We start from the raw sequence: 23390 nt of genomic DNA, 5'->3' as shown, positions 1-23390 counted from the left end.
CCAGGTGCCCTGATTTGCGTCAGTCATTTTGTTCCTTTCATCTGTGGTCCGCGGCGTATCCGGCCCAAGGTTGCGCCACTTCAGCGGCGTGGCGATGTGCGATCTGCTGGCTGTAGCCGAGCATGTCCGCCACGACCGGAGCAGGCACCTCAGACACCAATGTGCGGATCGCTGTGGTGCGAGCACCGAGGAGATCGATACCGAGGGCGCGCAACCGGTCCATGATCGTGTTCGGGTGCAGGTGACGGCCGGGCGTGCGGCCGGGAAAGAGCCACTCCGAGTCGCCATCTCGGACCGCATGCAGGTTGGGCCGTTGCGCGAGGTGTTCGGTGAGCATGCCCGCGAACGGCGCCGGAATGGGCGCAGGATGTGTGCCGAGGACAAGATATGGACCGTCTGACGCCAGGAGGACGTCGGACGTGCGATGGGATGCGATCCTCGCGATTGGTTGAGCGTAGAGGAGCAGCAGTGTGCCGGCGATCCGATAAGGCAGGGATTCGCTGTTACCGGTCAGCAGTTCACGCAGCCAGGCGATCCGTTGGTCCTGGGTGATGGTGGGGGAGGAGCGGGCACGGCGGGGGCTGATCAGGATGGTGGTGTTGACCCGCGCACGTCGAGCCCAGACGAAGAACGTTCGGATGCAATGGCGGGTGGTCGGTCCAACAGCCAGCCATTCATCGACGTCGCGTTGGTTGCATGTCGAGGCGACGCGTCCGTGGGCAGCGAGTAGCCAGTCCAAGAACTTGATTGTCTCGGCAATCTCTTGTTTGGCCGCGTGGACAGGACCGCGCGTCGAGGATCCGGTGGCCGAGATGTCGCGGATCCGCCGAAGGTGGTGCCATGTAGCGAACTGTTCGACGGGTTGCCGCACGGCCGCCTCGCCGATGGCATCGAGCTTGACCCGCAGCCAGTGCTCGAAGCGGGCGAGATAGGCGTCGCGTTCGGGTAGGAGACCATGATGCTCGAGCAGACCCCGGAGGTGGGACGCTCGATGGCCGTGTCCGAGCTCGTCGATCCCTTCGTGACTCATCGAGATCGTACCGACCGCCAGCTTGCGCAACATCTCTCGTACCTGGGCCGGTCGCATCCATGTGATCAGGCTCTCGGGGCGCTCGTCACGGCACAGCCCATCCACAAAAGCGGTCATCGCACCGGGATCCGCCGAATCGACGACCAGCAGTTCTGTGAGGTCGTCCCGAAGAGCGCAGCGAGCGCAGATGCTCCGGCGGTAGTGCTCGGCCTCGACACCACATCGGGAGCAGGCGAGGTCGTCGGTGATGCCGGCACATGGTCCGCAGATCGGGCCGTCGTGGGAATCGAGGCGGCCGGGTAGCAACCGCTCCAACCCGCAGATCGGACAGTGACCGTGCGTGCGCATCGCCGCGTAGAAGCAGGTGCCGCAGATTGCGCCGTCGGGCCAGCGGGCGCGGATCCTGCCTACCTGCCGACCGCATCGATCACAACTGGCATCACCGGTGGTGCGAGGGCGGCCCCGGCGCGTCGACCGGGGCGTCACCTCAATCATCGGAGATCACGCGGGCTCGTCTCGGGCGGGCCGCCTTGTTCATTTCGACCACGTCCGCGGTGGAGGCGGCGCGCTTGCGTCGGGTGTCGGTGGCGGTCACGGTGACCAGGTCATCAACTCCGCAGCCGAAGATGTCGCAGAGCGCTGCGACCATCTGCAGCGAAACACGTTCCGGGCGCTGGGTGACCAACCGGTAGACCTGGGGGCGGGACAATTCAATTCCACGTTCGTGCAGCAGGGGCATCAGGTCGGTGCTGTTGTGCAGCCCGCGCGCGGCCATGAGTTCTGCCAGCCGCCAGGTGTAGTCAACGGTGCGCTTCACGAAAATCGTCCTTCGTCGGAGAGTGCGGCATCCATCGAGGCGTCGAGAGCACGACGCAACGTGCGGATACGGAAGTCACTGGACGCGCATGTATAGATGGCGGTGCTGCCGGCGTGGTCATGGCCCATCTGTTGTTGCACGAACAGAGCGTCCCAGCCGTCCTCGATGAGGTGGGTGGCGTAGGAACGACGCAGCGAGTGCAAGTCGAGCCCGGGCTCGAGGTTCAGTTCAGTGCAATACCGCCGAAACCGTCGCAGCACAGTGTTCTCGGCGACGAGGGTCCCGCGTTCGCTGGGAAACACGTCGATACCGTCGTCGAGGTGCCGCTGCCCATTGGCGAGCCAATCCGCGGCGACTTCGGAGGTCCAGTCGAAGACGGTCAGGACGCTGCGCCGTTTCGGTGCCGAACCGGGTTTGGCCTTGCCATACCGGATGTGGACCAGGCCGTATCGACCGAACTCTCGGGCGTGCGGGTTCCGGGCGAAATCGACGGTCTGCAAGTGGCGGATCTCGTTGAACCGCAATCCGAAGGCGTAGGCGAGCTTGAACATCGTGGCGTCTCGGTAGGCCGGGAGCCACCCCTTCCGTCCGGACGCTGCTATCCGCGCGACCTCGTCGTCCGCGCGGTCGAACAACGCCTGCAACTCCGGTTTGGTGAAGGCGCGCTTGGACGGACCCGACTCGTTGTCTTGCACGTGCTGCGCGGTGTTCCAGTCGAAGAAGACCTGACTCGGATGCGTGCCGAATCGCTGCTCGCATACCCGGTCCCACCCGTAGGTCGGATCCGCTACATACGAACAGAACAGACGCAGCGCCACCTGGTAATTGCGGACGGTGGACTGCTTCGCGTGCCGTATCGAGCGCAAGTCCGCGAAGAACTCGTCGACCATCGCCGGAGTCCACTGCCAGGGGTATTCGTTGGTGGAGTGGAGGAAACGGCGCACGCAACGCTCGCGTTGCTCGATCGTGGCGTGCTGAAGATTGCGGCACAGCTGCTGATTGCGCCATCCCTGGAGCATCTCGGCGACTGTCTGCTCCTCCGGATGCAGCATCGGAACGGCATCCACAAGATGCACCCGGCCGCTGTCGTCGACTCCCACCGAACCCCCTCGGGGCTGTCTCATCTGATGATCGAATGATTCATCGAATGAATCATAGCGAGAAGGTCCCTGCTCCGCGCGGCAACCTGAGGTGCCGATGCGGACGCAGCCATCGTGTCACCGCGACCCGCGCCGACCGACCTACCTGTCCGCGACCGTGAAGGCGCAGGTCACCGCCTCCGGCGACGTTTAGATCCGGACGGCTCCCACGGTTCCCTGCATGAAGCCGATGATGCATCTGATGAAATACGGAGCAGTCTAGTTGACATAATATAACTTATCGGCTAAGCGGGAACGCTTGTCTGCCAGCGTATTTGGCAGCGTCCGATGTCATGTACCCCGTACCCCCTTGGTTCTGCAGACCTTCGACGATAACCAATTCCACCGACGCGCCTGACGCACCTCGCGCCTCACCGCATCCAAGACCCCCAAGAATGTCCGTTTTGTCCGTTGTTCACTGCGGTGAACAACGGACAAAACGAACATCGGTAGTTCAGTGCTGCGTGAAGAGCGTGTCGATGAGCGCCGCCGCCGATGCGGTCTTCGCTGCCGTCTTCGTGGTCGCATCGGCGGTTGCGGTGTGGCCGGCGAGGCGCACGGTTGAGGTGAATCGGGGTGCGTGCGCGGTTCGGTCTCTCACCGCAGTGCCACCCGCAGCCCCGCGCACGGCGGAAAAATACGGAGCCGTCCCCGCCCCGTATTACATGCCCCTGCCTGGATTCAGGATGTTCCTCGGGTCGAACGCTGCCTTGACCCGGGCCATCAGCTCACGTTCGGTGGCACCGACCATGGCCTCCATGTACGGCTCCTTGAGGACTCCGATTCCGTGTTCACCGCTGATCGATCCGCCCAGAGCCAGGCACTCGGCCACCATCTCGTCGAACGACTGCATCGCCCGCGTGGACTGCTCGCTGTCGGACGCGTCGAACACGATGGTCGGGTGCAGATTGCCGTCCGCGGCATGGCCGAACGTGCCGATCGTCAGCTCGTAGCGTGCCGCGATGCCCTCGATGGCGTGCAGCATCTCGGGTAGCCGATGAACCGGGACGGACAGGTCGTCGAGCAGCGTGGAGCCCTGTCGTTCCAACGCGGTCAGCGCAACACGGCGCGCCTGCATGAACGCTTCGCCCTCTACCGGATCGTCGGTGTCGTATACCTCGGTGGCGCCGGCCTCGGTGCAGGCCTGCGCGCAGATCCGGGCTTCGGCGGTGGAATCCCTTCCGTCGCATTGGATCAGCAGGAGTGCACCGGCGGACTCGTCGAGGCCCATGTGGGTCATGTCGTTGACGGCGGCGATGGTGGTGCGGTCCATCAGTTCCGCCAGACACGGTTCGGCGGTCTGCCGGATCGCGAGCACCGCGTCGATGGCCTGCGCGGTCTCGGGGAAGCTGGCGACCACCGTGGCGGCGGCGGAGGGCGCCGGCCGCAACCGCATGGTCGCTTCCACGATCACCGCGAGGGTTCCCTCGGAACCGACGAGCAGTTGCGTAAGGTTCAGGCCCGCGACGTTCTTACGTGTCGCCGCGCCGGTGTGGATGATCCGCCCGTCCGCGAGCACGGCCTTGATGCGGGCCACGTGGTCGGCGGTGACGCCGTACTTGGCGCAGCAGGTGCCTCCCGCGTTGGTTGCGAGGTTGCCGCCGATGCTCGAGATCGCCCGGCTGCCCGGGTCCGGCACATACCAGAGCCCCAGCTCGGCGGCCGCCGCCGCCAGGTCGCCGTTGATCACACCGGGTTGCACGGTGGCGGTCCGTGCGGCCGGGTCGATGTCGAGGATGGCGTTCATCTTCTCCACGCTGAGCACGATGCACCCGTCGAGTGCATTCGCGGCTCCGGCGAGGCCGGTGCCCGCGCCGCGGGTGACGACCGGGACACCGTGCCGGTGCGCAATTTTCAGGGTTTCCACCACATCGTCGGTGTCGCGGGCGCGGACCAACGCGAGCGGCATTCCCGCCGCGGTCAGCAGCGATTGGTCGCGGCGGTAGGCAAGCATCAGGTCGGGCTCGGTGACGACGACGTCGCCGAGGGCTGCTGTCAGTTCGGAAACAGGGGTCAAGACGTCGAGACTCATGGAACCATCCATCCGAGTACCGGGGTCGACTGCAGGTAAATGATGATCGTGAGGAACGCGAGCAATCCCAGGCTCCACCCGATGAGTTTGCGCAGCATGGCCCCCTCACTCCCCGGGAGTCCCACCGCCGCGACGGCCACCGATAGGTTCTGCGGCGACAGCATCTTGCCGAGCACGCCGGCCGAGGAGTTGGCGGACGCCATCAGCACCGGATCGAGTCCGGCCTGCTGTGCCGCGGTCATCTGCATGACGCCGAACAACGAGTTCGACGACGTGTCGGATCCGGTGATGGCGACGCCGATCCATCCGATCACGGGAGAGAGGATCGCGAACAACCCTCCGGTGGAGGCCAGCGCCATTCCGAGACTGCCCGTCTGACCGGACAGGTTCATCACGAACGCCAGCGCCAGGACCGCGGTCACGGTGACGATGGTCCACCGTAGCTGCACGAGAGTGTCCCGGTACGCGCGGAGCGCCTCCCGGATCCCGATGCCGTAGATCGCGGTGGTCACGACCGCCGACAACAGCAGCAGGGTGCCCGTCGCGCGCAGATGGTCGAGCTTGAATGTCTGTGCACCGACGGCGTTTCCGTCCGGATCGACGATGTCGAGTCCTGGCCACGCGAAGGCGACCGTGCCGATATCGGCGAGCCAGACCTTCACGAACGGCACCTGAGCGAGGGAGAAGATCGCGATGATCGTCACGTACGGGGCGAGCGCGTAGACGGCGCGGCGCCCGGGCCCGTAGTGGTCGAATCGGCCGGGTGACGTGGGTGTCGTCGCGCCGGCCCCTGATGCGGACGTGATGCCGACACCGATACCGGCACCCACGGGAGCCTGGCCGCCGGCATGTGCTGGCACGTCGGGGGTGGCCGCCAAGGTCTCGGCGGGACTCCAGAATTTCAGCATGCCGAGCACGGCGATCACCGTCACTACCGCGGCGACCACGTCCGTCAGCTCGACCGTGAAGTAGTTGGCCGTGAGGAATTGCGCGAACCCGAAGACGAGTCCGGCGACCAGCGCGACCGGCCAGGTCTGGCGCACGCCGCGGCGGCCGTCGACCAGGAACACCATCACCAGCGGGATGATGGCGGCGATGAACGGGGTCTGACGGCCCGCCATGGCGGAGAGGTCGTCGAGCGGCAGTCCGGTCACCCCGGCGAGCGCCAGGATCGGCGCACCGAGCGCGCCGAACGCCACCGGCGCGGTGTTCGCGAGGAGTGAGGTGCAGGCGGCCTTGAGCGGCTTCATGCCCGCGGCCAGCAACATCGCCGCCGAGATCGCGACCGGAGCGCCGAAGCCGGCGAGTGACTCGAGGAGAGCGCCGAAGCAAAACGCGATCAGGATGGCAAGGATGCGCTGGTCATCGGAGATCGACCGAATCACCCGGCCCAGCTCCTGGAACCAGCCGCTGACGACGGTCAACTTGTAGAGGAACAGGGCGTTGACGAGGATCCAGAGAATCGGAAACAGCCCGTAGAATGCGCCCTCCGCGGTGGCGCTCGCCGCCTGTGCGATGGGCATCCGCCAGCCGACGATCGCCGCGCAGACCGCGAGGGCGAGTGCGATCAGGGCCGCCCGGTGCGCTTTCCACCGGAACACTCCCAGCATCACGAACATCGCCAGGAGCGGCACCGCCGCGATGACTGCCGACCACCCCAGCGACCCTCCGATCGGGTCCAGTGTCTGTTGATACATCGAGGTCTCCTCTGTGATTGCCGCCACCACGGCGCTGGTTGATTGTCAGACAAGTACTCAGGTCTGTCAAGAATGCATGTGCGTCGTTGTGGGAAGATCGGGTAGTTCATCCACGAGTGGAGGAGATCGACATGGCGGGACGGGTCGCGGCGCTCTCGATAGTCGACGCGCTGGCTTTCGAGCTGCGTCAACGACTGTTTTCCGGCGAACTCACCCACGACGACGCGCTGACCGAGGCCGAAGTGGCCCGCAACTACGAAGTGGCCCGGCCGACCGCGAAAGCGGCCATCGAAAAGTTGGTGGGCGAGGGATTGCTGCAGCGCAGCACCCACAAGACCGCGCGGGTGCCGCATCTCGGGCCTGATGACGTCCGCGACATCTACCGGACCCGCGAACATCTCGAGGCCGCCGTGCTGCGCGAACTGTCGAAGTCTCGCACCGTTCCCGACGATGCCGTGGACGCCAATGCGGAGATCTCGGCGATGACCGACGCCACCCCGCTCTCGATCGTCGAACCCGACATGCGGTTCCACTCGGCATTGGTCACCGCGATGGGCAGCCCACGGACCAGCCGTGCCTTCCGGGCGCTGGTGTCCGAAGTGCGGCTGTGCATGGTCCAGGTCCAGGGCAAGCATCTGCTCACCAACCAGAGCATCGCCGCCGAACACCAGCAGATACTCGATGCCATCGCAGCCGGCGACGGGGACGCGGCCGCGGAGATACTCACCAGCCATCTCAGCCGGGCGCGGGAACGCCTGGCCGCGGCCCTCGGCGGCATTCCAGGCCCCGAGGCCGAGCTGACCGAACCGTAAGCGCACCCCCGGTGGCCGGGGTCCGGGCGCGACGACTCGGCACGTCCCAGTCGTGGCTGTAGCTCTCGCGCGAAACCTGTGGGCGTACGTCCCCAAGTCGCACTCCGACATGGTCGCCGCGGTGTTTCGCACGATCTTCGCCCAGCCCGATCCCGCCACCGCGGCCTTCACGTGGGACGAGGTCCGCGATCAGTTGGCCGGCCGGTTCCCCGAGGTCGGTCCCTTGATGGACCAGGCGAAGTCAGAGGTACTGGCGTTCAGCACATTTCCGCGGGCACATTGGTCGAAGATCTGGTCGACCAATCCGTTGGAGCGGGTAAACAAGGAGATCAAGCGCAGAGCCCGTGTCGTGGGCATCTTCCCGAACGAGGCGGCCGTGATCCGACTCGTCGGTGCGGTCCCGGCCGACATGCACGATGAGTGGCAGTCCGGCGAGCGCCGCTACCTCTCCGAGGGGTCGATGGCGTTGCTGGATCCCAGCGGCGATACGGGGACCATCGCCGCGATCAACCGTGGCGAGTAGGCACCGAGGATTCGACCTCAAAGCCCACCACCCCACGGGGCTCTATCACCGAATCCGGAAGGCCGCGACCACCGGCTTCACCCTCCGGAAAAAGGGAAGCACCAACACGGGCGCCCTCGAGTAGTGGGGCGCGTCTTCTCTTGCCACTAAGCCGAACTCCTGTTTAGATACAAGTTGTGTCTAAGACTCCGTCGTCGTCCGACCTGGTCTACGCGACAGTCAAGGAACTCATCCTGTCGGCTGAACTCCCCGGCGGTGAGCTGATCAGCGAAGGCGACATCGCCACGCGAGTGGGCACGAGCCGGACACCGGTTCGTGAAGCATTTCTTCGGCTCGAAGCCGAGGGATGGATGAAGTTGTATCCGAAGCGCGGGGCATTGATCGTTCCGATCGCGGACGGCGAGGCCGAGCACATCGTTGCGGCCCGGCTGCTGGTGGAGACCGGCAGCCTGTGCTCGTTCAGATCCGATACGGGGCGTCGCGAGGCTGCCGCGGCGGAGATGCGCGCCAGCGTGAACCGTCAGCGCGACCTTGCCGCGTCCGCCGGCAGTGCAGCATTCACCGCGGAGGACGCCGATTTCCATTCGGTGGTGGTGCGATACGGCGCCAACCCCTTGCTCGCGGCGTTCTACGTGGGTCTTCGAGATCGGCAGCGACGTATGACGGCATGTTCGGTCGGCCGGGATCCGATGCAGATCGACCGAATCATCGCCGATCATGCCCAACTTGCGAGTTTCGTCGAGCACGGGAATGTCGAGGAGTTCGACACCCTGCTTCGCAGCCATATGCGTGAGGTTCATCATCTGACTGCGAGGCGATAGTGCCCCGGCAACTACCCGAGTCCCCTACCTGAGATCGAGTGTGCGTTCCAGCCAAGTGTCGCTCGGAGAGAACATCGACGTCGACCGCATTTCGGCGAGCTACGACAACGGTGTCCTCAGCGTGATTCTGCCGGTCGCCGAAAGAGCGAAACCGCGGCGCATCGAAGTAGCCCGTAACGCCTGTGGAGTGCGGTGACCGTGCCTCCCCCGACGATCGGCCTGGCCCCGGTCACCACACCCGTCACCCGGCCTCCCGTCATCACGACGACCGAGCAGACCGTGCCCCGGATCGCGGGCCCGCCGACGGCGGCACCCCGCGGAGCCGACACTGCGGGCGGTCACCACCACCGCGAACCCGCGTCCGGTGATCACCATCCCGCCCGTCACCGCCAGACCGCGGGGCTGACTGATGCCGCTCAGGCCCGTCTGCGCGCCACCAACTGGGCCACGGCCACCCCGGCCCCCAGCGCGGCGACCAGGCCACTGAAGACGATCCCGGCCGTGCGAAGGTCCGTGACGCGTGCGAGCACACCCACACCGACCGCGGGGACGGCCAGCATCACGTAGATCCCCGCGAAGAACGCCGAGGACACCCCGCCGCGGAACTGCTGTTCGACCCGTTCGACGGTGGAGGCGAGCGACGCATTGAGGCACAGGCCCCCGGCGACGCCGAGCACCACCGCGGACGCGAGCAGCGGCTCGAGGACGGTGTACGCCAGTGCGAGTGCCAGCAGCGCGGCGGCGGGGATCAATCCGAGGCACCCGACGAGCATCGCGGTGGCGGTCGACAGCCGACGGGCCAGGAGCTGCCCGACCGCCATGAACAGGAAGGTCAGGAACACGACGAGGCCTGCCTTCGTGTGGCTGCTCGAGCCCAGATATTCCGTCAGGAACAACGCCGACACGGCGGTGAGCACGCCGGTCACCGCGAACGCTGTTCCGGCTGCGAGCACTGCGGTGACGAACGCGCCGCGGATCGAGGAGGGAACCTGCAGTCGGCGGGGTCGGATCCGCCACGTCGGACTGGTGGCCGGTGCGACTGCGAAGATCCACAGCCCGGTGCCCGCGAGGACGGCGAGCACGAGGTTCACCACATAGGGAATGGTCAGCGGACTCGACGTGACGTCGGCGATCACCCCCGCGCTGAGCGTGCCCAATCCGAGGCCGCCGGTGTTCACCGCGACCGCGAGCATTCCGCCGACCGCCTTGCGTTCGGGTGGGAACAGGTCGATCACCGCGGCGGTGCCCGTGCCGGTCATGAGACCCGCGGACAGTCCGGAGATCACGCGGGCCACCACGAACACCGGAAGCGTCGACGGCAGCAGGAACAGCACGGCACTGACCGCGGCGAGGGCGACCGCGACGAACAGCACCGGGCGCCGACCGACGTCGTCGGACAGCCGCCCGAACAGGGCGAGCGCGACCACGACCCCGACCGCGTACACGGCGAACAGGATGGTAACGGTGAGGGCGCTGAACGCCAGCTCCTGCGCATAGATGGAGTAGAGCGGGGTGGGCAGTGTCGTTCCCATCATCGTGACGAGAAACGCGAACGACGTGGCCCCGACCGCGAGGACGGACGACCGACGGGTGCGCGTTCCGGACAGGGCGGGCGAGAACGACGGCATGGATCCGAGCCTTTCCGAGATCGGGAGCGGTGACAAGTCATGTACAGGAGTCGGTAAGGGGGCTTCCCGCCGATCGGGGGTCCACTCCGGGACCGCAACAATCATGACGCCGGATTCGAGTCGATCACCGTTGCTGCCGCGGCGGTGCGCGGGTGCGGCTACGAAATGGCGCTGGTCTCCGGCCCTCGCGTCACCTGATGATCTCGCAGGACCGACGACGGTCTTCTGTTCGCTGAATACGTCGAGTTCGGAGGGCCGGCGACGCTCGCAGTGCTTACCCCGCAGTACCCCAGCCCTGTGGGTTATCCGTTCTTGTTCGCGTGGGCGTTGGTGGCATTGGCCGCACTGGTTCTGATCACGGTCGGATCGACTGCCCACCCCCTGGGTCGAGACCATTTCTGTTATGCGAGGTGAAGCGGTGGGGCGTTCAGGAACACCGTTGCTCCGGAACCGTTGGAGTGGTCTTGAATCTGTTGAACCACCTCTGCCTCTTTCGCTCTGTGGGCGATAGTCCGCCCCAGATCCCGTGGGGCTCTTCGGCATCTACGGCGTAGTCACGACAGTGGGCGAGGACGGGACAGTGGTTGCAGATCGCTTTCGCGGCGGGTTCGTCGGTGGAGTCGTCGGCGGGGTCGAAGAAGAGGTCGGCGTCGAAGTAGCGGCATCTGGCGTGTTGTCGCCACTCCCACTCGTTGGGTGAGAGCGCGGGAACTGTGGGGTCTTGTTCGCGAAGCATGACCTTCCTCTTGTGTAGTCCGGCGGTTGACCGCAGGGTCGCGGGCGGAGTCCACGAATACGAGGATCGTTGACTGGGAACCTGTGTGGAGACTTGGGTTCGAGGCAAGTCTCCACACAGGGGTGCAGGGACACTGGATTCTGCGATAGACGGTTGCCGGAACTCGCCGAATCAGGTGCCGGGGCTGAGGTTCAGATCTGGTGTGGTGAATGTGCGGGTTACTCAGAAGATCGGTTCGTGAGGAGCCCCGCACGTTCTTCTCAGGATCGATCGACCGCGAGCAGATGTTCGGCGGCCAGTTCTTCGGCGGCCGAAGCGATCAGGTCGGCAGCCCCCGCCATCGAACGTGCGATGTCGGGTTCACGATCCTGTAGGGAATAGATGGCGGCGAACTGAGAAGCCGCCTCCTCTTCCGGGGAAAGCCGCGACACCCCGACAATGGCGTATGTCGGAACGTCGCGAGCGGTGGCATGCAGGCGCACCCCGATCGGGGCTTTGCCGTGCAAGGACTGGTGATCGAGAGAGCCCTCACCGGTGATGACCGCGCACGCGCCGTCGAGGTGCTGATCGATGCCCACCAGCTCCAAGATGAGGTCGATTCCGGAGCGGAACTCCGCTTGCAGAACGGTCAACGCAGCGAATCCCACTCCCCCGGCCGCCCCTGCCCCGGGGCTGTCTCGGGCGTCGCGACCGGTGGCCGCTGCGACGCGGTCAGCCCAATGTGCCAGTGCCGCATCGAGTTCGGCGACTTGTGTGGGAGTGGCGCCTTTCTGGGGTCCGTAGACCGCGGCGGCACCAGTGGGCCCGCACAGTGGGTTGTCCACATCGCTGGCGAGGGTGATCTTCGCGTCTCCGAGTCCCGGGTGCAACCAGGAAACATCGAGCATCGTGGCCTGAGACAGGGCGCCGCCTCCGTCCCGGATCGGGCTCCCGTGAGCGTTGACGACCTCGGCGCCGAGCGCACGCAGGAACCCGGCCCCGCCGTCGGTGCAGGCGCTGCCACCGATACCGAGCACGATCTCTCGGCATCCGTCGTCGAGGGCGCGGGCGACGACTGTGCCGAGACCACGGCTCGACGCGGTCATCGGACGCAGTACCCCGGCGGGCAGTCGGTGCAAGCCAGAGATGTCCGCCATTTCGATCACCGCGAGCTGCCCTTTCCGTGCGTAGGCAGTCAGCGTCCGCTCGCCGGTCGGCCCGGGCGCAGCGACGGGGATCCTCTCGAAGCCGGCCGCCAGAGCGGCGGCGAGTGTCCCCTCGCCGCCGTCCGCGATCGGGCACTCGATCGTCCGGATCGTCGGATCGCGCCGCTGGAGTCCTCGGCTGATTTCCGCGGCGGCATCGGCCGCAGAGATCGACCCCTTGAACTTGTCGGGAGCGACGACGACATGACGGGGCATCTCAGACCACCATCCAGCTCAGCACCGGAGTCGCCTGTAGGTACACCGGGATGCATATCAGCAGCAGCGGCAGCAGGCTCCACCCGAGCGCACTGTGGAAGGGGCCGCCTTCCTTGCCCTGGAGGCCCGCCGCGGCCGCGGTGATCGCCAGGGTTTGCGAGGAGAGCATCTCGCCGATCACACCACCCGAGGAGTTCGCCGTGGCAAGTAGATTCGCGTCCGCCCCGGCGGCGTGCGCAGTCTTGGCCCGCAGTGAACCGAACAGTGAATGCACGGATATGTCCGATCCGGTGCCCCTCACCCCCGGCCGCCCCATGGCCGGAACCCGGACAGGCGGACCGCAGCGGCCATAGCTGCAGGTGAGCGCGCCCCTCACCAGGGCATAGTCGGGCCGAAACATCAGATCACAGCTCCCGGGTTCAGGATGTGCTGCGGGTCCAGCGCGGACTTGATGCGACGGGTCAACTCCATGACGTCCTCGCCGACCTGGTTGGGCAGCCACGCCTTCTTCAGCCGGCCGACGCCGTGCTCGCCGGTGATGGTGCCGCCGAGGGAGATCGCCAGGTCCATGATCTCGCCGAAGGCGATGTTCGCGCGTGCGGTCTCGTCCTCGTTGGCAGGGTCGTGCACGATCAGCGGGTGGGTGTTGCCGTCGCCGGCATGGGCGATGACCGCCACGAGGACCTCGCGCCGGGCTGAGATGTCTTCGATGCCCTGAATCAGCGCGGGCAGTGCGGGCAGCGGGACCCCGACGTCTTCGAGGAGCAGGTTGCCCAGACGTTCGACGGCAGGGATGGCGAACCGTCGTGCCGCGGTGAAGGCTTCGCCCTCTTTCGGGTCGTCGGTGGTAAACACGTCGGAGGCGTTATTGTCGCTGAACACCTTGGCCATGAACTCGGTTTCCCGGGCGCGGTCCTCGCCGGGCGAGTCGGACTGGGCGATCAGCATGCCGTGCGCGGTCAGGTCGAGGCCCATGTTCATGCCAGCCTCGACGGCGCCGATGGAGGCGCGGTCCATGAATTCGAGCATGGCCGGACGCATCACCCGGGTGATGTCCAAGATCGCGTTCGTCGCGTCCTGCACGGTGGCGAACGATCCGACCACGGTGCTGGCCGGCGCCTGGGCGGGAATGAGGCGGACGGTGATCTCGGTGATGATACCGAGGGTGCCTTCGCTGCCCACGAACAGCTTGGTCAGCGACAGACCTGCCGAATCCTTCAGGCGTGGGCCGCCGAGTCGGACGACGGTGCCGTCGGCCAGGACGACCTGGAGGCCGAGGATGTAGTCGGTGGTCACGCCGTACTTCACGCAACACAATCCGCCGGCGTTGGTGGCCGCGTTGCCACCGATCGAGCACATCTCGAACGACGAGGGGTCCGGCGGGTACCACAGTCCGTGCTCGGCTACTGCCCGCTTGACCTCGACGTTGATCAGCCCGGGCTGCACAACGGCGGTCCGCGTCACCGGGTTGACCTCGATGTTGCGCATCAGTTCCGTCGTCAGGACGATTCCGCCGTCGACGGCGGTCGCCCCTCCGGACAGACCCGATCCTGCGCCGCGCGGAACGACGGGGATGTTGTGCACCGTCGCCCACTGCATCACCGCTTGGACGTCCTCGGTGGACGTGGCGCGCACGACCGCCAGCGGCCGGCCGGCGTCGGGGTCGCGTGCCCAGTCCCGCCGGTAGCTCTCGGTCACATCGGGGTCGGTGATGATGGACGCGTTGGGAATCCGAGCGTGCAGGTCACCCAGTCGCTCATCTATCACAGTCATCGGATCTCCTTGATCAATGTGGTGCCAGTCGGCCCGGAGGGCGCATGTCGTCTTGGACCGGTTACTTTCGGGGCGGGGCATTTCCGGAATGGAGCGCCGTCTCAGGGGGCTGGCGGTGACAGACCGCCGGCAGGTAGTCGGCAGGTGTGCGGTGCGTTCGGTGCTGCAGCGAGACCGGCTCTGTCTGCACGAGCCCGGGAGCACCGACGCGCTTGCGTGCCATCAATCGAACCTCGATCTCATCGAGAGCCATCTCTGAGAATGCCGGCAAAGATTCCTGCCGCCATCCGCCCATTTTCCGTTCTTCGAGAATATACTTTCGCATTACGAGAGTGGCAGGGATCACCCCCATTGTCAATACCTCGCGCTCCGCCCCACCGGGCGACTTCGAAGGTCGATCACCCCGACCACGATTCGCCTGCAACGCAGCCGTTCCGGGATTCGGCCGAGGCGCCTCGTCAGTGCACTCTCGACGCACCCGCCGCCGTCGGCGTGCATCGCGGACAGCCCGTCCTGCGGCATGCGCCAATCGGGCTGCGGCACTCCGCGGCCGACGCGAGGGCTTGACAGATGCCCGGTAGCCAAGTTGACTCAAATCGCACAACGGAAAATTTCTTCCATATTACGGAATATACGAAGAGGAATCTTCAGTTTTCCGGCTTCGGTTTGCCAGAGAAGCGCTCAGCTGTCTGGGCAGTGGCGGACCAGCGCGCCGAACTTCCATCACCACGACAACCTCACCCCGCATCCCCCTGAAAGGAACGTTCCCGGATGGTTAGCCCTGCTTACACTGTCAATTGCTCGATTCTGCTGACCGATATCCCCTTGCTCGAGCGACCGCAGGCTGCCCGGGATGCCGGATTCGACGCAGTCGAGTTCTGGTGGCCCTTCGCCACGCCCGTCCCCGCCGACGATGAGGTCGACTCCTTCGTTCGTGCGATCCGCGGCGCCGGCGTGCAGCTGACCGGTCTGAACTTCGCCGCAGGCGACATGCCCGCCGGCGACCGGGGAATCCTGTCCGACCCGGGACAGGTCTCCGCCTTCCGCGATAATGTCGACGTCGCGATCGGTATCGCAGAATCGTTGGGCACCAGAGCATTCAATGCTCTCTACGGCAACCGGCTCGACACGGTCGAGGTGGACCGGCAAGACGCGATCGCCGCCGAGAACCTGGCGTACGCCGGGCAGGCGGCAGAGAAGATCGGTGCGGTCGTACTGATCGAGCCGGTCAGCGGGGCGCCGGCCTACCCGCTCAAAACGGCCGCCGACGCGGTCGCGGTCATCGACCGCGTACGCAGCGAGCACGGCGTCGACACGCTGCGGCTCCTCGCGGACCTCTACCACCTCGAGGTCAACGGCGACGACGTCGGCGCCGCGATCGACACGTACGCGGACCGCATCGGGCACGTGCAGATCGCGGATGCTCCCGGTCGCGGCGAACCCGGCACCGGAACCCTCGACATCGACGGCTACCTGAAGAGGCTCGCCGGACACGGCTACGCCGGTTATGTCGGGCTCGAGTACAAAGCCACCCGGCCGGACACCTTCGACTGGCTGACCCGTGAGCTGCGCGGCGCGCGGCGCGTCGAGGCCTGACACCTTCCCCCCCAACGAACGACGACTTCGAGGAGACCTCATGAGCACCATTGCATTCATCGGACTCGGCATCATGGGCAGCCCCATGGCCTGCAACCTGGCCAAGGCCGGCCATCAGGTGGTCGGATTCAACCTCGCACCGGACCGCACCGCGGCACTGGTCGAGGCCGGCGGCACCGCAGCGGACTCCATCGCCAAGGCCGTTGCCGGCGCCGACGTCGTGGCCGTGATGGTCCCCGACTCGCCCGACGTACAGGCCGTACTCACCGGTGAGGACGGAGTCTTCGAGCACGCCCCGGCAGGCGCGCTGATCATCGACTTCTCCAGCATCCGGCCCGACGTCACCACCGCACTCGCCGCGCAGGCGACCGAGCGTGGATTCCGGCTGATCGACGCCCCGGTGTCGGGTGGCGAGGCCGGGGCGGTCAACGCCGCACTGTCGATCATGGTCGGCGGCGCCCCGGAAGACTTCGAGTCGGCCCGCCCGATCCTCGACGTCGTCGGGAAGACGGTGGTCCACGTGGGCCCGAACGGCTCCGGACAGACGGTGAAGGCAGCGAACCAGCTGATCGTCGCCGGCAACATCCAGCTCCTCGCGGAGGCGATCATCTTCCTCGAGGCCTACGGTGTCGACACCGCGGCCGCCGTGGAGGTACTCGGCGGCGGGCTCGCCGGATCGGCCGTCCTGAACCAGAAGGCGCAGAAGATGCTGGACCGGTCGTTCGAGCCCGGATTCCGCATCGACCTGCACCACAAGGACCTCGGCATCGTCACCAGCGCTGCCCGTGAGGCAGGCGTCGTGACACCCCTCGGCGCCGTCCTCGCCCAGCTGATGGCCTCCGCCCGTGCGAACGGTGATGGTGGCCTCGATCATTCGGGCCTGCTGCGCGGAGTGGAGCGGCTGTCCGGCCGCCCCTCCCAGTGACCCGCCTCAACTCGTAATCCTCGATGGAGAACTGATATGCCTCGTATGCGCGCCGCTGACGCAGCGGTCAAGATTCTGGAACTCGAAGGTGCCACCCAGGCCTTCGGCCTCCCCGGTGCGGCGATCAACCCGTTCTACGCAGCAATGCGCGACCACGGTGGGATCAAGCACGTCCTCGCCCGCCACGTCGAGGCCGCATCCCACATGGCCGAGGGATTCACCCGCGCCAAGGCCGGAAACATCGGTATCTGCATCGGCACCTCCGGGCCGGCCGGGACCGACATGATCACCGGCCTGTACTCGGCGATGGCGGACTCGATCCCGATCCTCGCGATCACCGGGCAGGCCCCGGTCGCACGCCTGCACAAGGAAGACTTCCAGGCCGTCGACATCGCCGCGATCGCGGGTCCGGTCACCAAGATGGCCATGACAGTGCTCGAGCCCGCCCAGGTTCCGGGTGCGTTCGCGCAGGCATTTCACCTGATGCGGTCCGGCAGGCCCGGACCGGTTCTCCTCGACCTGCCGATCGACGTGCAACTGGCGGAGATCGAGTTCGACCCGGACACCTACCAGCCGCTACCCGTGTACAAGCCGGCGGCGACCCGGGCGCAGGCGGAGAAGGCCCTCGACATGCTGGGGGCCGCCGACCGCCCGCTGATCGTCGCCGGCGGCGGCATCATCAACGCCGACGCCGCGGATCTGCTCGTGGAACTGGCGGAACTGCTGGACGTTCCGGTGGTGCCGACGCTGATGGGCTGGGGCACCATCCCGGACGACCACCGCCTCGCCGCGGGCATGGCCGGTCTGCAGACCGCCCACCGGTACGGCAACGCGACCATGCTGGCCTCGGACTTCGTCCTGGGCATCGGCAACCGCTGGGCCAACCGGCACACGGGCGGCCTCGACACCTACCGCAAGGGGCGCAAGTTCGTTCACGTCGACATCGAACCCACCCAGATCGGGCGCGTGTTCGCACCGGACTACGGGATCGTCTCCGACGCCAAGGCGGCGCTCGAACTGTTCGTCGCCGTCGCGAAGGAGCGCAAGGCCGCCGGAACCCTGCCCGATCGCAGCACCTGGGTCGAGGACTGTGCCACCCGGAAGCGGACCATGCAGCGCAAGACCCACTTCGACGACGTCCCGGTCAAGCCGCAGCGGGTGTACGAGGAGATGAACCGCGTCTTCGGGCGCGACGTCCGGTATGTCAGCGCGATTGGGCTCTCGCAGATCGCGGGTGGGCAGTTCCTGCACGTGTACAAGGAGCGGAACTGGATCAACTGCGGGCAGGCCGGCCCGCTGGGCTGGACTCTGCCGGCCGCCCTCGGTGTCGTGACCGCCGATCCGACCGCCACGGTGGTCGGGCTCTCCGGCGACTACGATTTCCAGTTCCTGATCGAGGAACTGGCAGTCGGCGCGCAATTCAACCTGCCCTACATCCACGTGGTGGTGAACAACTCCTACCTGGGACTGATCCGGCAGGCCCAGCGCCAGTTCGACATGAACTTCTGTGTCTCGCTCGGATTCGACAACATCAACACCCAGGAAGCCACCGAACACGACGTGCTGCCCGCGGTCCCGAAGGGGTACGGCGTCGACCATCTGCGTGTGGCGGAAGGGCTCGGCTGCAAGGCAATCCGAGTGACCGAACCCGGTGAGATTGCCGGGGCCCTCGAACGGGCCAAGACGTTGGCGGGCGAGCACAAAGTCCCCGTGATCGTCGAGGTGTTCCTCGAACGCATCACCAACATCGCCATGGGAACCGAGTTGGACAATGTGAACGAATTCGAGGCACTCGCCGAGAGCCCCGACGATGCACCGTCGTCCTACGCCCTGCTTGATTAGCAACTCGATCAGCAGATAAGCATGGATGTCGGTGCCACGCGTCCGGGAGCCGGCCCTCACCGTGTCGGCTCCCGGGCTCGATCGATCGCGCAGGTATGGGGGAACCGCCGGACGGCGGAATCGATACCCGCCACACCCCTTCTTCAGGCTGGTCACCTCGGACGCTACCGACCGCGGTTCGGCGGCTCCCACGCGGTACATACGTCCCCATCCGAGGAGGAGAAATGATCGATACCACCACTGCAATAGTGCACTTCGCACAGAAGTGGCGGCACTGGGGCGGCGGAGATCCGACGCCGACATCTTTGTCGAATTCGGTCTCACCCCCGTCCAATACTTCCGCCGATTGGAGCAGATCCTGATGAAGAAGCATTTCCTGCACAGTCTTGGTATCACCCCGACGGTCTCGGCTCAGCACCAGCTGATCTGCCAGGTCCGGCTCGCATGCCACTCGACCAAGAACCCACTTGCACACGATGACACCCGGCTGAGTACGCGATGACCGAGTCGGTCACGCGCACCGCACCGCACCGCAGTGAAGTCGTCAGCGAGTCGGCGAGCACCACACGCCACTTCGACAGCCACACTGCTCCACTACGCCACACGAAGATCGTATGCACACTTGGACCTGCTACCGCCACCGGTGACCGTATTCGCGAACTCGTCGAAAGCGGTATGGACGTGGCGCGGCTGAATTTCAGCCACGGCGAACACGCCGACCACGAGGAGAACTACAAACGCGTCCGGGCGGCCTCGGACGCGACGGGGAAGGCGGTCGGTGTCCTCGCCGACCTGCAGGGCCCGAAGATCCGGCTCGGCCGGTTCGCCGAGGGGCGCACCACGTGGGCCAACGGTGAGGAAGTGCGGATCACCGTCGACGAGGTCGAGGGCACCCACGACCGGGTGTCGACCACCTACAAGCAGCTCGCCGAGGACGCCAAGGCCGGTGACCGCCTGCTGGTCGACGACGGCAAGGTCGGTCTCGTCGTCTCCGGGGTGGACGGCAACGACGTGATCTGCCGGGTCACCGAGGGCGGCCCGGTCAGCAACAACAAGGGTGTGTCGCTGCCGGGGATGAACGTGTCGGTCCCGGCGCTGTCGGAGAAGGACATCGCCGACCTCGAGTTCGCGCTCGGTCTCGGTGTCGACTTCATCGCCCTGTCGTTCGTGCGGTCGCCGGCCGACGTGGAACTGGTTCACGCCGTGATGGATCGGGTCGGTCGCCGGATCCCGGTGATCGCGAAGCTCGAGAAGCCGGAGGCGATCGACAACCTCGAGGCGATCGTGCTGGCGTTCGACGCGGTGATGGTCGCCCGTGGTGATCTGGGGGTGGAGTTGCCGCTCGAGCAGGTGCCGCTGGTGCAGAAGCGGGCGATCCAGATCGCCCGGGAGAACGCGAAGCCGGTCATCGTCGCGACGCAGATGCTGGAGTCGATGATCGAGAACTCGCGGCCCACCCGCGCCGAGGCGTCCGACGTCGCGAACGCGGTCCTCGACGGTGCGGACGCGGTGATGCTGTCGGGTGAGACGTCGGTGGGCAAGTACGTGATGGAGACGGTGCGCACGATGGCGCGGATCGTCGAGGCGGTGGAGAACGAGTCCACTCAGGTGCCGCCGCTCACGCACGTGCCGCGGACCAAGCGCGGTGTCATCTCCTATGCGGCCCGCGACATCGGGGAGCGGCTGGATGCGAAGGCGCTGGTCGCGTTCACCCAGTCCGGGGACACGGTGCGCCGGTTGGCGCGGCTGCACACGCCGTTGCCGTTGCTGGCGTTCACCCCGCTGCCGGAGGTGCGCAGCCAGTTGTCGCTGACGTGGGGTACCGAGACGTTCATCGTCGATCCGGTCGAGAGCACCGACGCGATGGTGCGGCAGGTCGACCACGCGCTGCTCGGGTTGGGCCGGTACCAGAAGGGGGAACTGGTGGTCATCGTGGCCGGGTCGCCGCCCGGCACCGTCGGCTCGACCAACCTGATCCACGTCCACAGAATCGGCGAAGAGGACCACTGATCGGCAAGGACTGATCAATCGGCACGCCCCCAATAGCACCGGCCCGACACCGGAGCCTGCCTCCCCCACCGCTTTACAGAGCGGCATCCTTGTCGAACTCGGTCCCCAGCTCCAGCGCCACCCGCTGGAGCAGGGGAGCGATCTCATCGGCGGACTCGACGGTCACGCGCGCCGCCGGTCCCGAGATCGACACAGCAGTCGGGGTAGGCGCGTTGGGGACCGGCACGGCGAAGCAGCGAACACCGATCTCCTGCTCACCCTCGTCGATGGCGTAGCCGCGTCTTCTACTCACCTCGAGATCGGCGATGAGCGTCTCGGGATCGGTGATGGAATTCTCGGTGTACGACGGCATACCCGTCCTGGTCACCAGCGAACGAACCGTCTCGTTGGACAGCTGCAGAAGCAGCGCCTTTCCCACTCCGGTGCAGTGCGGGAACACGCGCCGACCGACCTCGGTGAACATGCGCATCGAGTGGGGGGACGGAACCTGTGCCACATAGACCGCCATGTTCCCGTCGAGCACCGCCATGTTCGCGGTCTCGCCGGTGCGCTCGACCAAATCCGACAGGTGAGGTCGCGACCAGGACCCGATGAGCTGGGTAGCACTGTCCCCCAGTCGAATCAACTTCGGCCCCAACGCGTATCGGCGGGTCGGCAACTGACGCACGTACCCCCGATCCACGAGGGTGCGAATCAGCCGGTGAATGGTCGGAAGGGGGAGCCCCGCCCGGTCGGCCAGCTCACTGACCCCGATCGCGCCGCCGGCCGACGCCATGAGCTCGAGGATGTCGAACACCCGCTCGACCGATTGAACTCCACCGCCGGCGCTGGCCCGAGTTGCTGTTGTCATGCCTGATCTCCATTCTGCGGTCACCGGCCCATCAGAGTATTCCACGAAGCGGAAGGCTTGGTTCGAGCGATGATAGCGTGGCCCCCTTGTGCCTGACGCGATCGCAGATCCTCCGCACCACGGATCACAATATTATCTCATTTTGCGGAAGAATATTTCCGAATTACGAAATCGCTATGGTGCGCTCGCTCGACCTCCGGTACGTGGACGGAAGCGCCGGCGCCCACGAGCCCACCACTAGCTCCTGACTCTCACCGTTCGGAACGCGGCAGTCGACCTGCACACCAGCACCCCGAGGAATCCCCTATCGCGGAGATTCCCGGTCCCTCGTCCGCGGCGCAGGCGAGTAGGCGAAGCGCGCTGAACCCGCGAGAACCGAGCTCACCCACATCGCCCCCTGAGGGCGCCCCCAGCAAGCAAGGAAGCGGTCTGCCGAAGCTCAGGCGAGAAGTCAGATCGCCGTCCCCGCCACTGCCCCGGTCGGAGTCAGCACCACCTCGACGCTCACCGGGGCGATCGCATCGGTCAAGGGCGCGAGGACCGCCCTGGGCGTAGTGGAGAGGCATCCCGACCACATCGTCATCGACCCGCGACGCGGCGAACGTTCGAACAGCCGAGTAGATCACCACTGCAATCGCGCGCATCGTCTGTCAGCGCACCGGTTCCTCGACAGGAAGGTCGGCGGGCCGCCTCTCTGTCTGCCGGGGCCGGATGTGCCGTCTGCGGTCGTTCTCGGACATCCCGCCCCACGTTCCGTACGGTTCGGCAACGGCCAGGGCGTACTCGCGGCATTCGGTGAGCACCGGGCAGTCCTGGCAGACGCGTTTGGCGCGCGCTTCGCGCCGCGCCCGGTCCCGACCACGCTCCCCCTCTGGAGAGAAGAACAACGACGACTCGACGTTCCGGCACGACCCCAGGATGCGCCAATCTCCCCGATCACGGTCGGCGGGCGGTTCCGGTCCGTGGCGTACCTTCACGGCGGGAAGCCGGCACAGTGTTCGGCGCACGAGCGGATATACAAGTCATCGGATCGGTCTCACTCATCTCACTCACGGGTATTTGTGCTGCGGACCTGTCACCGCGGTAATCCTTTCGCAAACAACATCCTTCACAACCAGTCCGGACGGTCTCTTCAAGTTCAGGTGCCCAGCCAGAACCTTCGACGAGCGACGGTGATCACTTGCTCGACCAAGCGGCCGCAGCGGTGCCGGCGCGGCGACGTCGAGATACGCGACCAGTGCCCGACAGAACGCTGCGGTGTCCATCCCGAAATCGGTTCTGATCACCTCGGGAGGGCCGCCGCCGTGGGCGCACCGACGTGGGGCCTCGCACCACCGGGAGGGGCGACCCCTCGACGCCCCACCGGTAAATTCCAGCGTCTGTTGATCACTCCGAATCAAACTAGAACCGCAGGGCGTCGGCATGTCCGATTGTGAAACACACGCCTGTGACACCGGGGCGCGTGTGCCAGCATCAGTTAACGCAAATGCATGCATGAACTAACTCATGCATGCCGGTGTGGTCCGATGAGACTGTCGAGGTAGGCGACCTGGGCTTCGAGAGCTGCGCGGATGTCGTCGATGTCGTTGCGTAGCGCGGAGGTCCGATCGATTGAGTACTCGGCGCCGACGATGTCTTCGTAGAGTCGGTCGACGTCCGCTCCCCCGGTAGCCATCTCGGTGACGACAGACGGTATTGACATCCCGGGTGACCCCTGTCACTATTCGTAGAACGAAAGTATATTCTCGCAATACGGAAA

At 66.1% G+C, this 23390-nt stretch carries 21 protein-coding genes and 1 pseudogene; 8 read left to right on the top strand and 14 right to left on the bottom strand.

Annotation, left to right across the window (positions count from 1 at the left end):
• Positions 1 to 37 precede the first annotated feature (37 nt).
• From PSR88_RS16495 to PSR88_RS16470, 6 genes are all read right to left on the bottom strand, one after another.
• Complete coding sequence (locus tag PSR88_RS16495; RefSeq protein WP_016881977.1) at positions 38 to 1378, bottom strand: hypothetical protein; 1341 nt, start codon at positions 1376 to 1378, stop codon at positions 38 to 40.
• 139 nt (positions 1379 to 1517) lie between these two features.
• Complete coding sequence (locus PSR88_RS16490; protein WP_016881978.1) at positions 1518 to 1847, bottom strand: helix-turn-helix domain-containing protein; 330 nt, start codon at positions 1845 to 1847, stop codon at positions 1518 to 1520.
• Positions 1844 to 2947, bottom strand: a complete 1104-nt coding sequence (locus PSR88_RS16485; RefSeq protein ID WP_016881979.1) for a tyrosine-type recombinase/integrase — start codon at positions 2945 to 2947, stop codon at positions 1844 to 1846. Before PSR88_RS16485 ends, PSR88_RS16490 begins: the two co-directional genes overlap by 4 nt.
• 493 nt (positions 2948 to 3440) lie before the next feature.
• A complete protein-coding gene (locus tag PSR88_RS16480; protein WP_157180143.1) occupies positions 3441 to 3587 on the bottom strand; it encodes a hypothetical protein in 147 nt (48 codons plus the stop codon).
• A gap of 60 nt (positions 3588 to 3647) precedes the next feature.
• Entirely contained in the window at positions 3648 to 5018 is a 1371-nt protein-coding gene (locus tag PSR88_RS16475; RefSeq protein ID WP_011595894.1) for an FAD-binding oxidoreductase, read from the bottom strand.
• Positions 5015 to 6715 (bottom strand): L-lactate permease, encoded by a 1701-nt coding sequence (locus PSR88_RS16470; protein WP_016881981.1) that lies wholly within the window; start codon positions 6713 to 6715, stop codon positions 5015 to 5017. The genes PSR88_RS16475 and PSR88_RS16470 overlap by 4 nt, the downstream gene beginning before the upstream one ends.
• A 131-nt stretch (positions 6716 to 6846) precedes the next feature.
• Here PSR88_RS16470 and PSR88_RS16465 point away from each other — a divergent pair, with 131 nt between their 5' ends.
• The 4 genes and pseudogenes from PSR88_RS16465 (at position 6847) to PSR88_RS16450 (ending at position 9067) form a co-directional block, all read left to right on the top strand.
• Entirely contained in the window at positions 6847 to 7527 is a 681-nt protein-coding gene (locus PSR88_RS16465) for a GntR family transcriptional regulator (RefSeq protein ID WP_029538972.1), read from the top strand.
• Positions 7528 to 7585: 58 nt separating this feature from the next.
• Positions 7586 to 8050: pseudogene (locus tag PSR88_RS16460) on the top strand (transposase); the annotation flags it as partial.
• A 176-nt stretch (positions 8051 to 8226) separates the two neighbouring features.
• A complete protein-coding gene (locus tag PSR88_RS16455; RefSeq protein ID WP_011595890.1) occupies positions 8227 to 8871 on the top strand; it encodes a GntR family transcriptional regulator in 645 nt (214 codons plus the stop codon).
• A 40-nt stretch (positions 8872 to 8911) separates the two neighbouring features.
• Positions 8912 to 9067: an Hsp20 family protein gene (locus PSR88_RS16450; RefSeq protein WP_063711553.1), complete on the top strand. Its 156-nt coding sequence runs from the start codon at positions 8912 to 8914 to the stop codon at positions 9065 to 9067.
• 220 nt (positions 9068 to 9287) lie between these two features.
• Here PSR88_RS16450 and PSR88_RS16445 read toward each other — a convergent pair whose 3' ends face one another.
• From PSR88_RS16445 to PSR88_RS16425, 5 genes are all read right to left on the bottom strand, one after another.
• On the bottom strand, positions 9288 to 10499 hold the full coding sequence (locus PSR88_RS16445) for an MFS transporter (protein WP_016881984.1): 1212 nt from the start codon (positions 10497 to 10499) through the stop codon (positions 9288 to 9290).
• 427 nt (positions 10500 to 10926) lie between these two features.
• On the bottom strand, positions 10927 to 11235 hold the full coding sequence (locus tag PSR88_RS16440) for a WhiB family transcriptional regulator (RefSeq protein ID WP_016881985.1): 309 nt from the start codon (positions 11233 to 11235) through the stop codon (positions 10927 to 10929).
• Between the two features lie 260 nt (positions 11236 to 11495).
• Positions 11496 to 12635, bottom strand: a complete 1140-nt coding sequence (locus PSR88_RS16435; protein ID WP_016881986.1) for a glycerate kinase — start codon at positions 12633 to 12635, stop codon at positions 11496 to 11498.
• Between the two features lies 1 nt (position 12636).
• Positions 12637 to 12951, bottom strand: a complete 315-nt coding sequence (locus PSR88_RS16430) for an L-lactate permease (RefSeq protein ID WP_051004154.1) — start codon at positions 12949 to 12951, stop codon at positions 12637 to 12639.
• A gap of 83 nt (positions 12952 to 13034) precedes the next feature.
• Entirely contained in the window at positions 13035 to 14408 is a 1374-nt protein-coding gene (locus PSR88_RS16425; RefSeq protein WP_016881988.1) for an FAD-binding oxidoreductase, read from the bottom strand.
• Positions 14409 to 15179: 771 nt separating this feature from the next.
• Here PSR88_RS16425 and PSR88_RS16420 point away from each other — a divergent pair.
• The 4 genes from PSR88_RS16420 (at position 15180) to pyk (ending at position 20781) form a co-directional block, all read left to right on the top strand.
• Positions 15180 to 16004: a hydroxypyruvate isomerase family protein gene (locus tag PSR88_RS16420; RefSeq protein ID WP_016881990.1), complete on the top strand. Its 825-nt coding sequence runs from the start codon at positions 15180 to 15182 to the stop codon at positions 16002 to 16004.
• A gap of 40 nt (positions 16005 to 16044) precedes the next feature.
• A complete protein-coding gene (locus PSR88_RS16415) occupies positions 16045 to 16929 on the top strand; it encodes a 2-hydroxy-3-oxopropionate reductase (RefSeq protein WP_342338282.1) in 885 nt (294 codons plus the stop codon).
• Between the two features lie 36 nt (positions 16930 to 16965).
• Positions 16966 to 18771 (top strand): glyoxylate carboligase, encoded by a 1806-nt coding sequence (gene gcl, locus PSR88_RS16410; protein WP_342338280.1) that lies wholly within the window; start codon positions 16966 to 16968, stop codon positions 18769 to 18771.
• Between the two features lie 498 nt (positions 18772 to 19269).
• Positions 19270 to 20781: a pyruvate kinase gene (gene pyk, locus PSR88_RS16405; protein ID WP_011595880.1), complete on the top strand. Its 1512-nt coding sequence runs from the start codon at positions 19270 to 19272 to the stop codon at positions 20779 to 20781.
• Between the two features lie 73 nt (positions 20782 to 20854).
• On the opposite strand, the gene PSR88_RS16400 is transcribed toward pyk, so the two are convergent.
• The 3 genes from PSR88_RS16400 to PSR88_RS16390 all read right to left on the bottom strand — a co-directional run bounded on the left by PSR88_RS16400 (position 20855) and on the right by PSR88_RS16390 (position 23306).
• Entirely contained in the window at positions 20855 to 21631 is a 777-nt protein-coding gene (locus PSR88_RS16400) for an IclR family transcriptional regulator (protein ID WP_011595879.1), read from the bottom strand.
• A gap of 650 nt (positions 21632 to 22281) precedes the next feature.
• Entirely contained in the window at positions 22282 to 22608 is a 327-nt protein-coding gene (locus PSR88_RS16395) for a WhiB family transcriptional regulator (RefSeq protein ID WP_192815069.1), read from the bottom strand.
• 527 nt (positions 22609 to 23135) lie between these two features.
• The gene (locus tag PSR88_RS16390; RefSeq protein WP_237720490.1) at positions 23136 to 23306 is read right to left on the bottom strand and encodes a hypothetical protein; all 171 of its coding nucleotides are present in this window, start codon (positions 23304 to 23306) and stop codon (positions 23136 to 23138) included.
• Positions 23307 to 23390: the final 84 nt, after the last annotated feature.

Source organism: Rhodococcus sp. DK176, from assembly GCF_038447315.2.
Classification (GTDB): Bacteria; Actinomycetota; Actinomycetes; order Mycobacteriales; family Mycobacteriaceae; genus Rhodococcus_F; species Rhodococcus_F jostii_A.
This window is presented reverse-complemented; position numbering and strand designations above follow the sequence as displayed.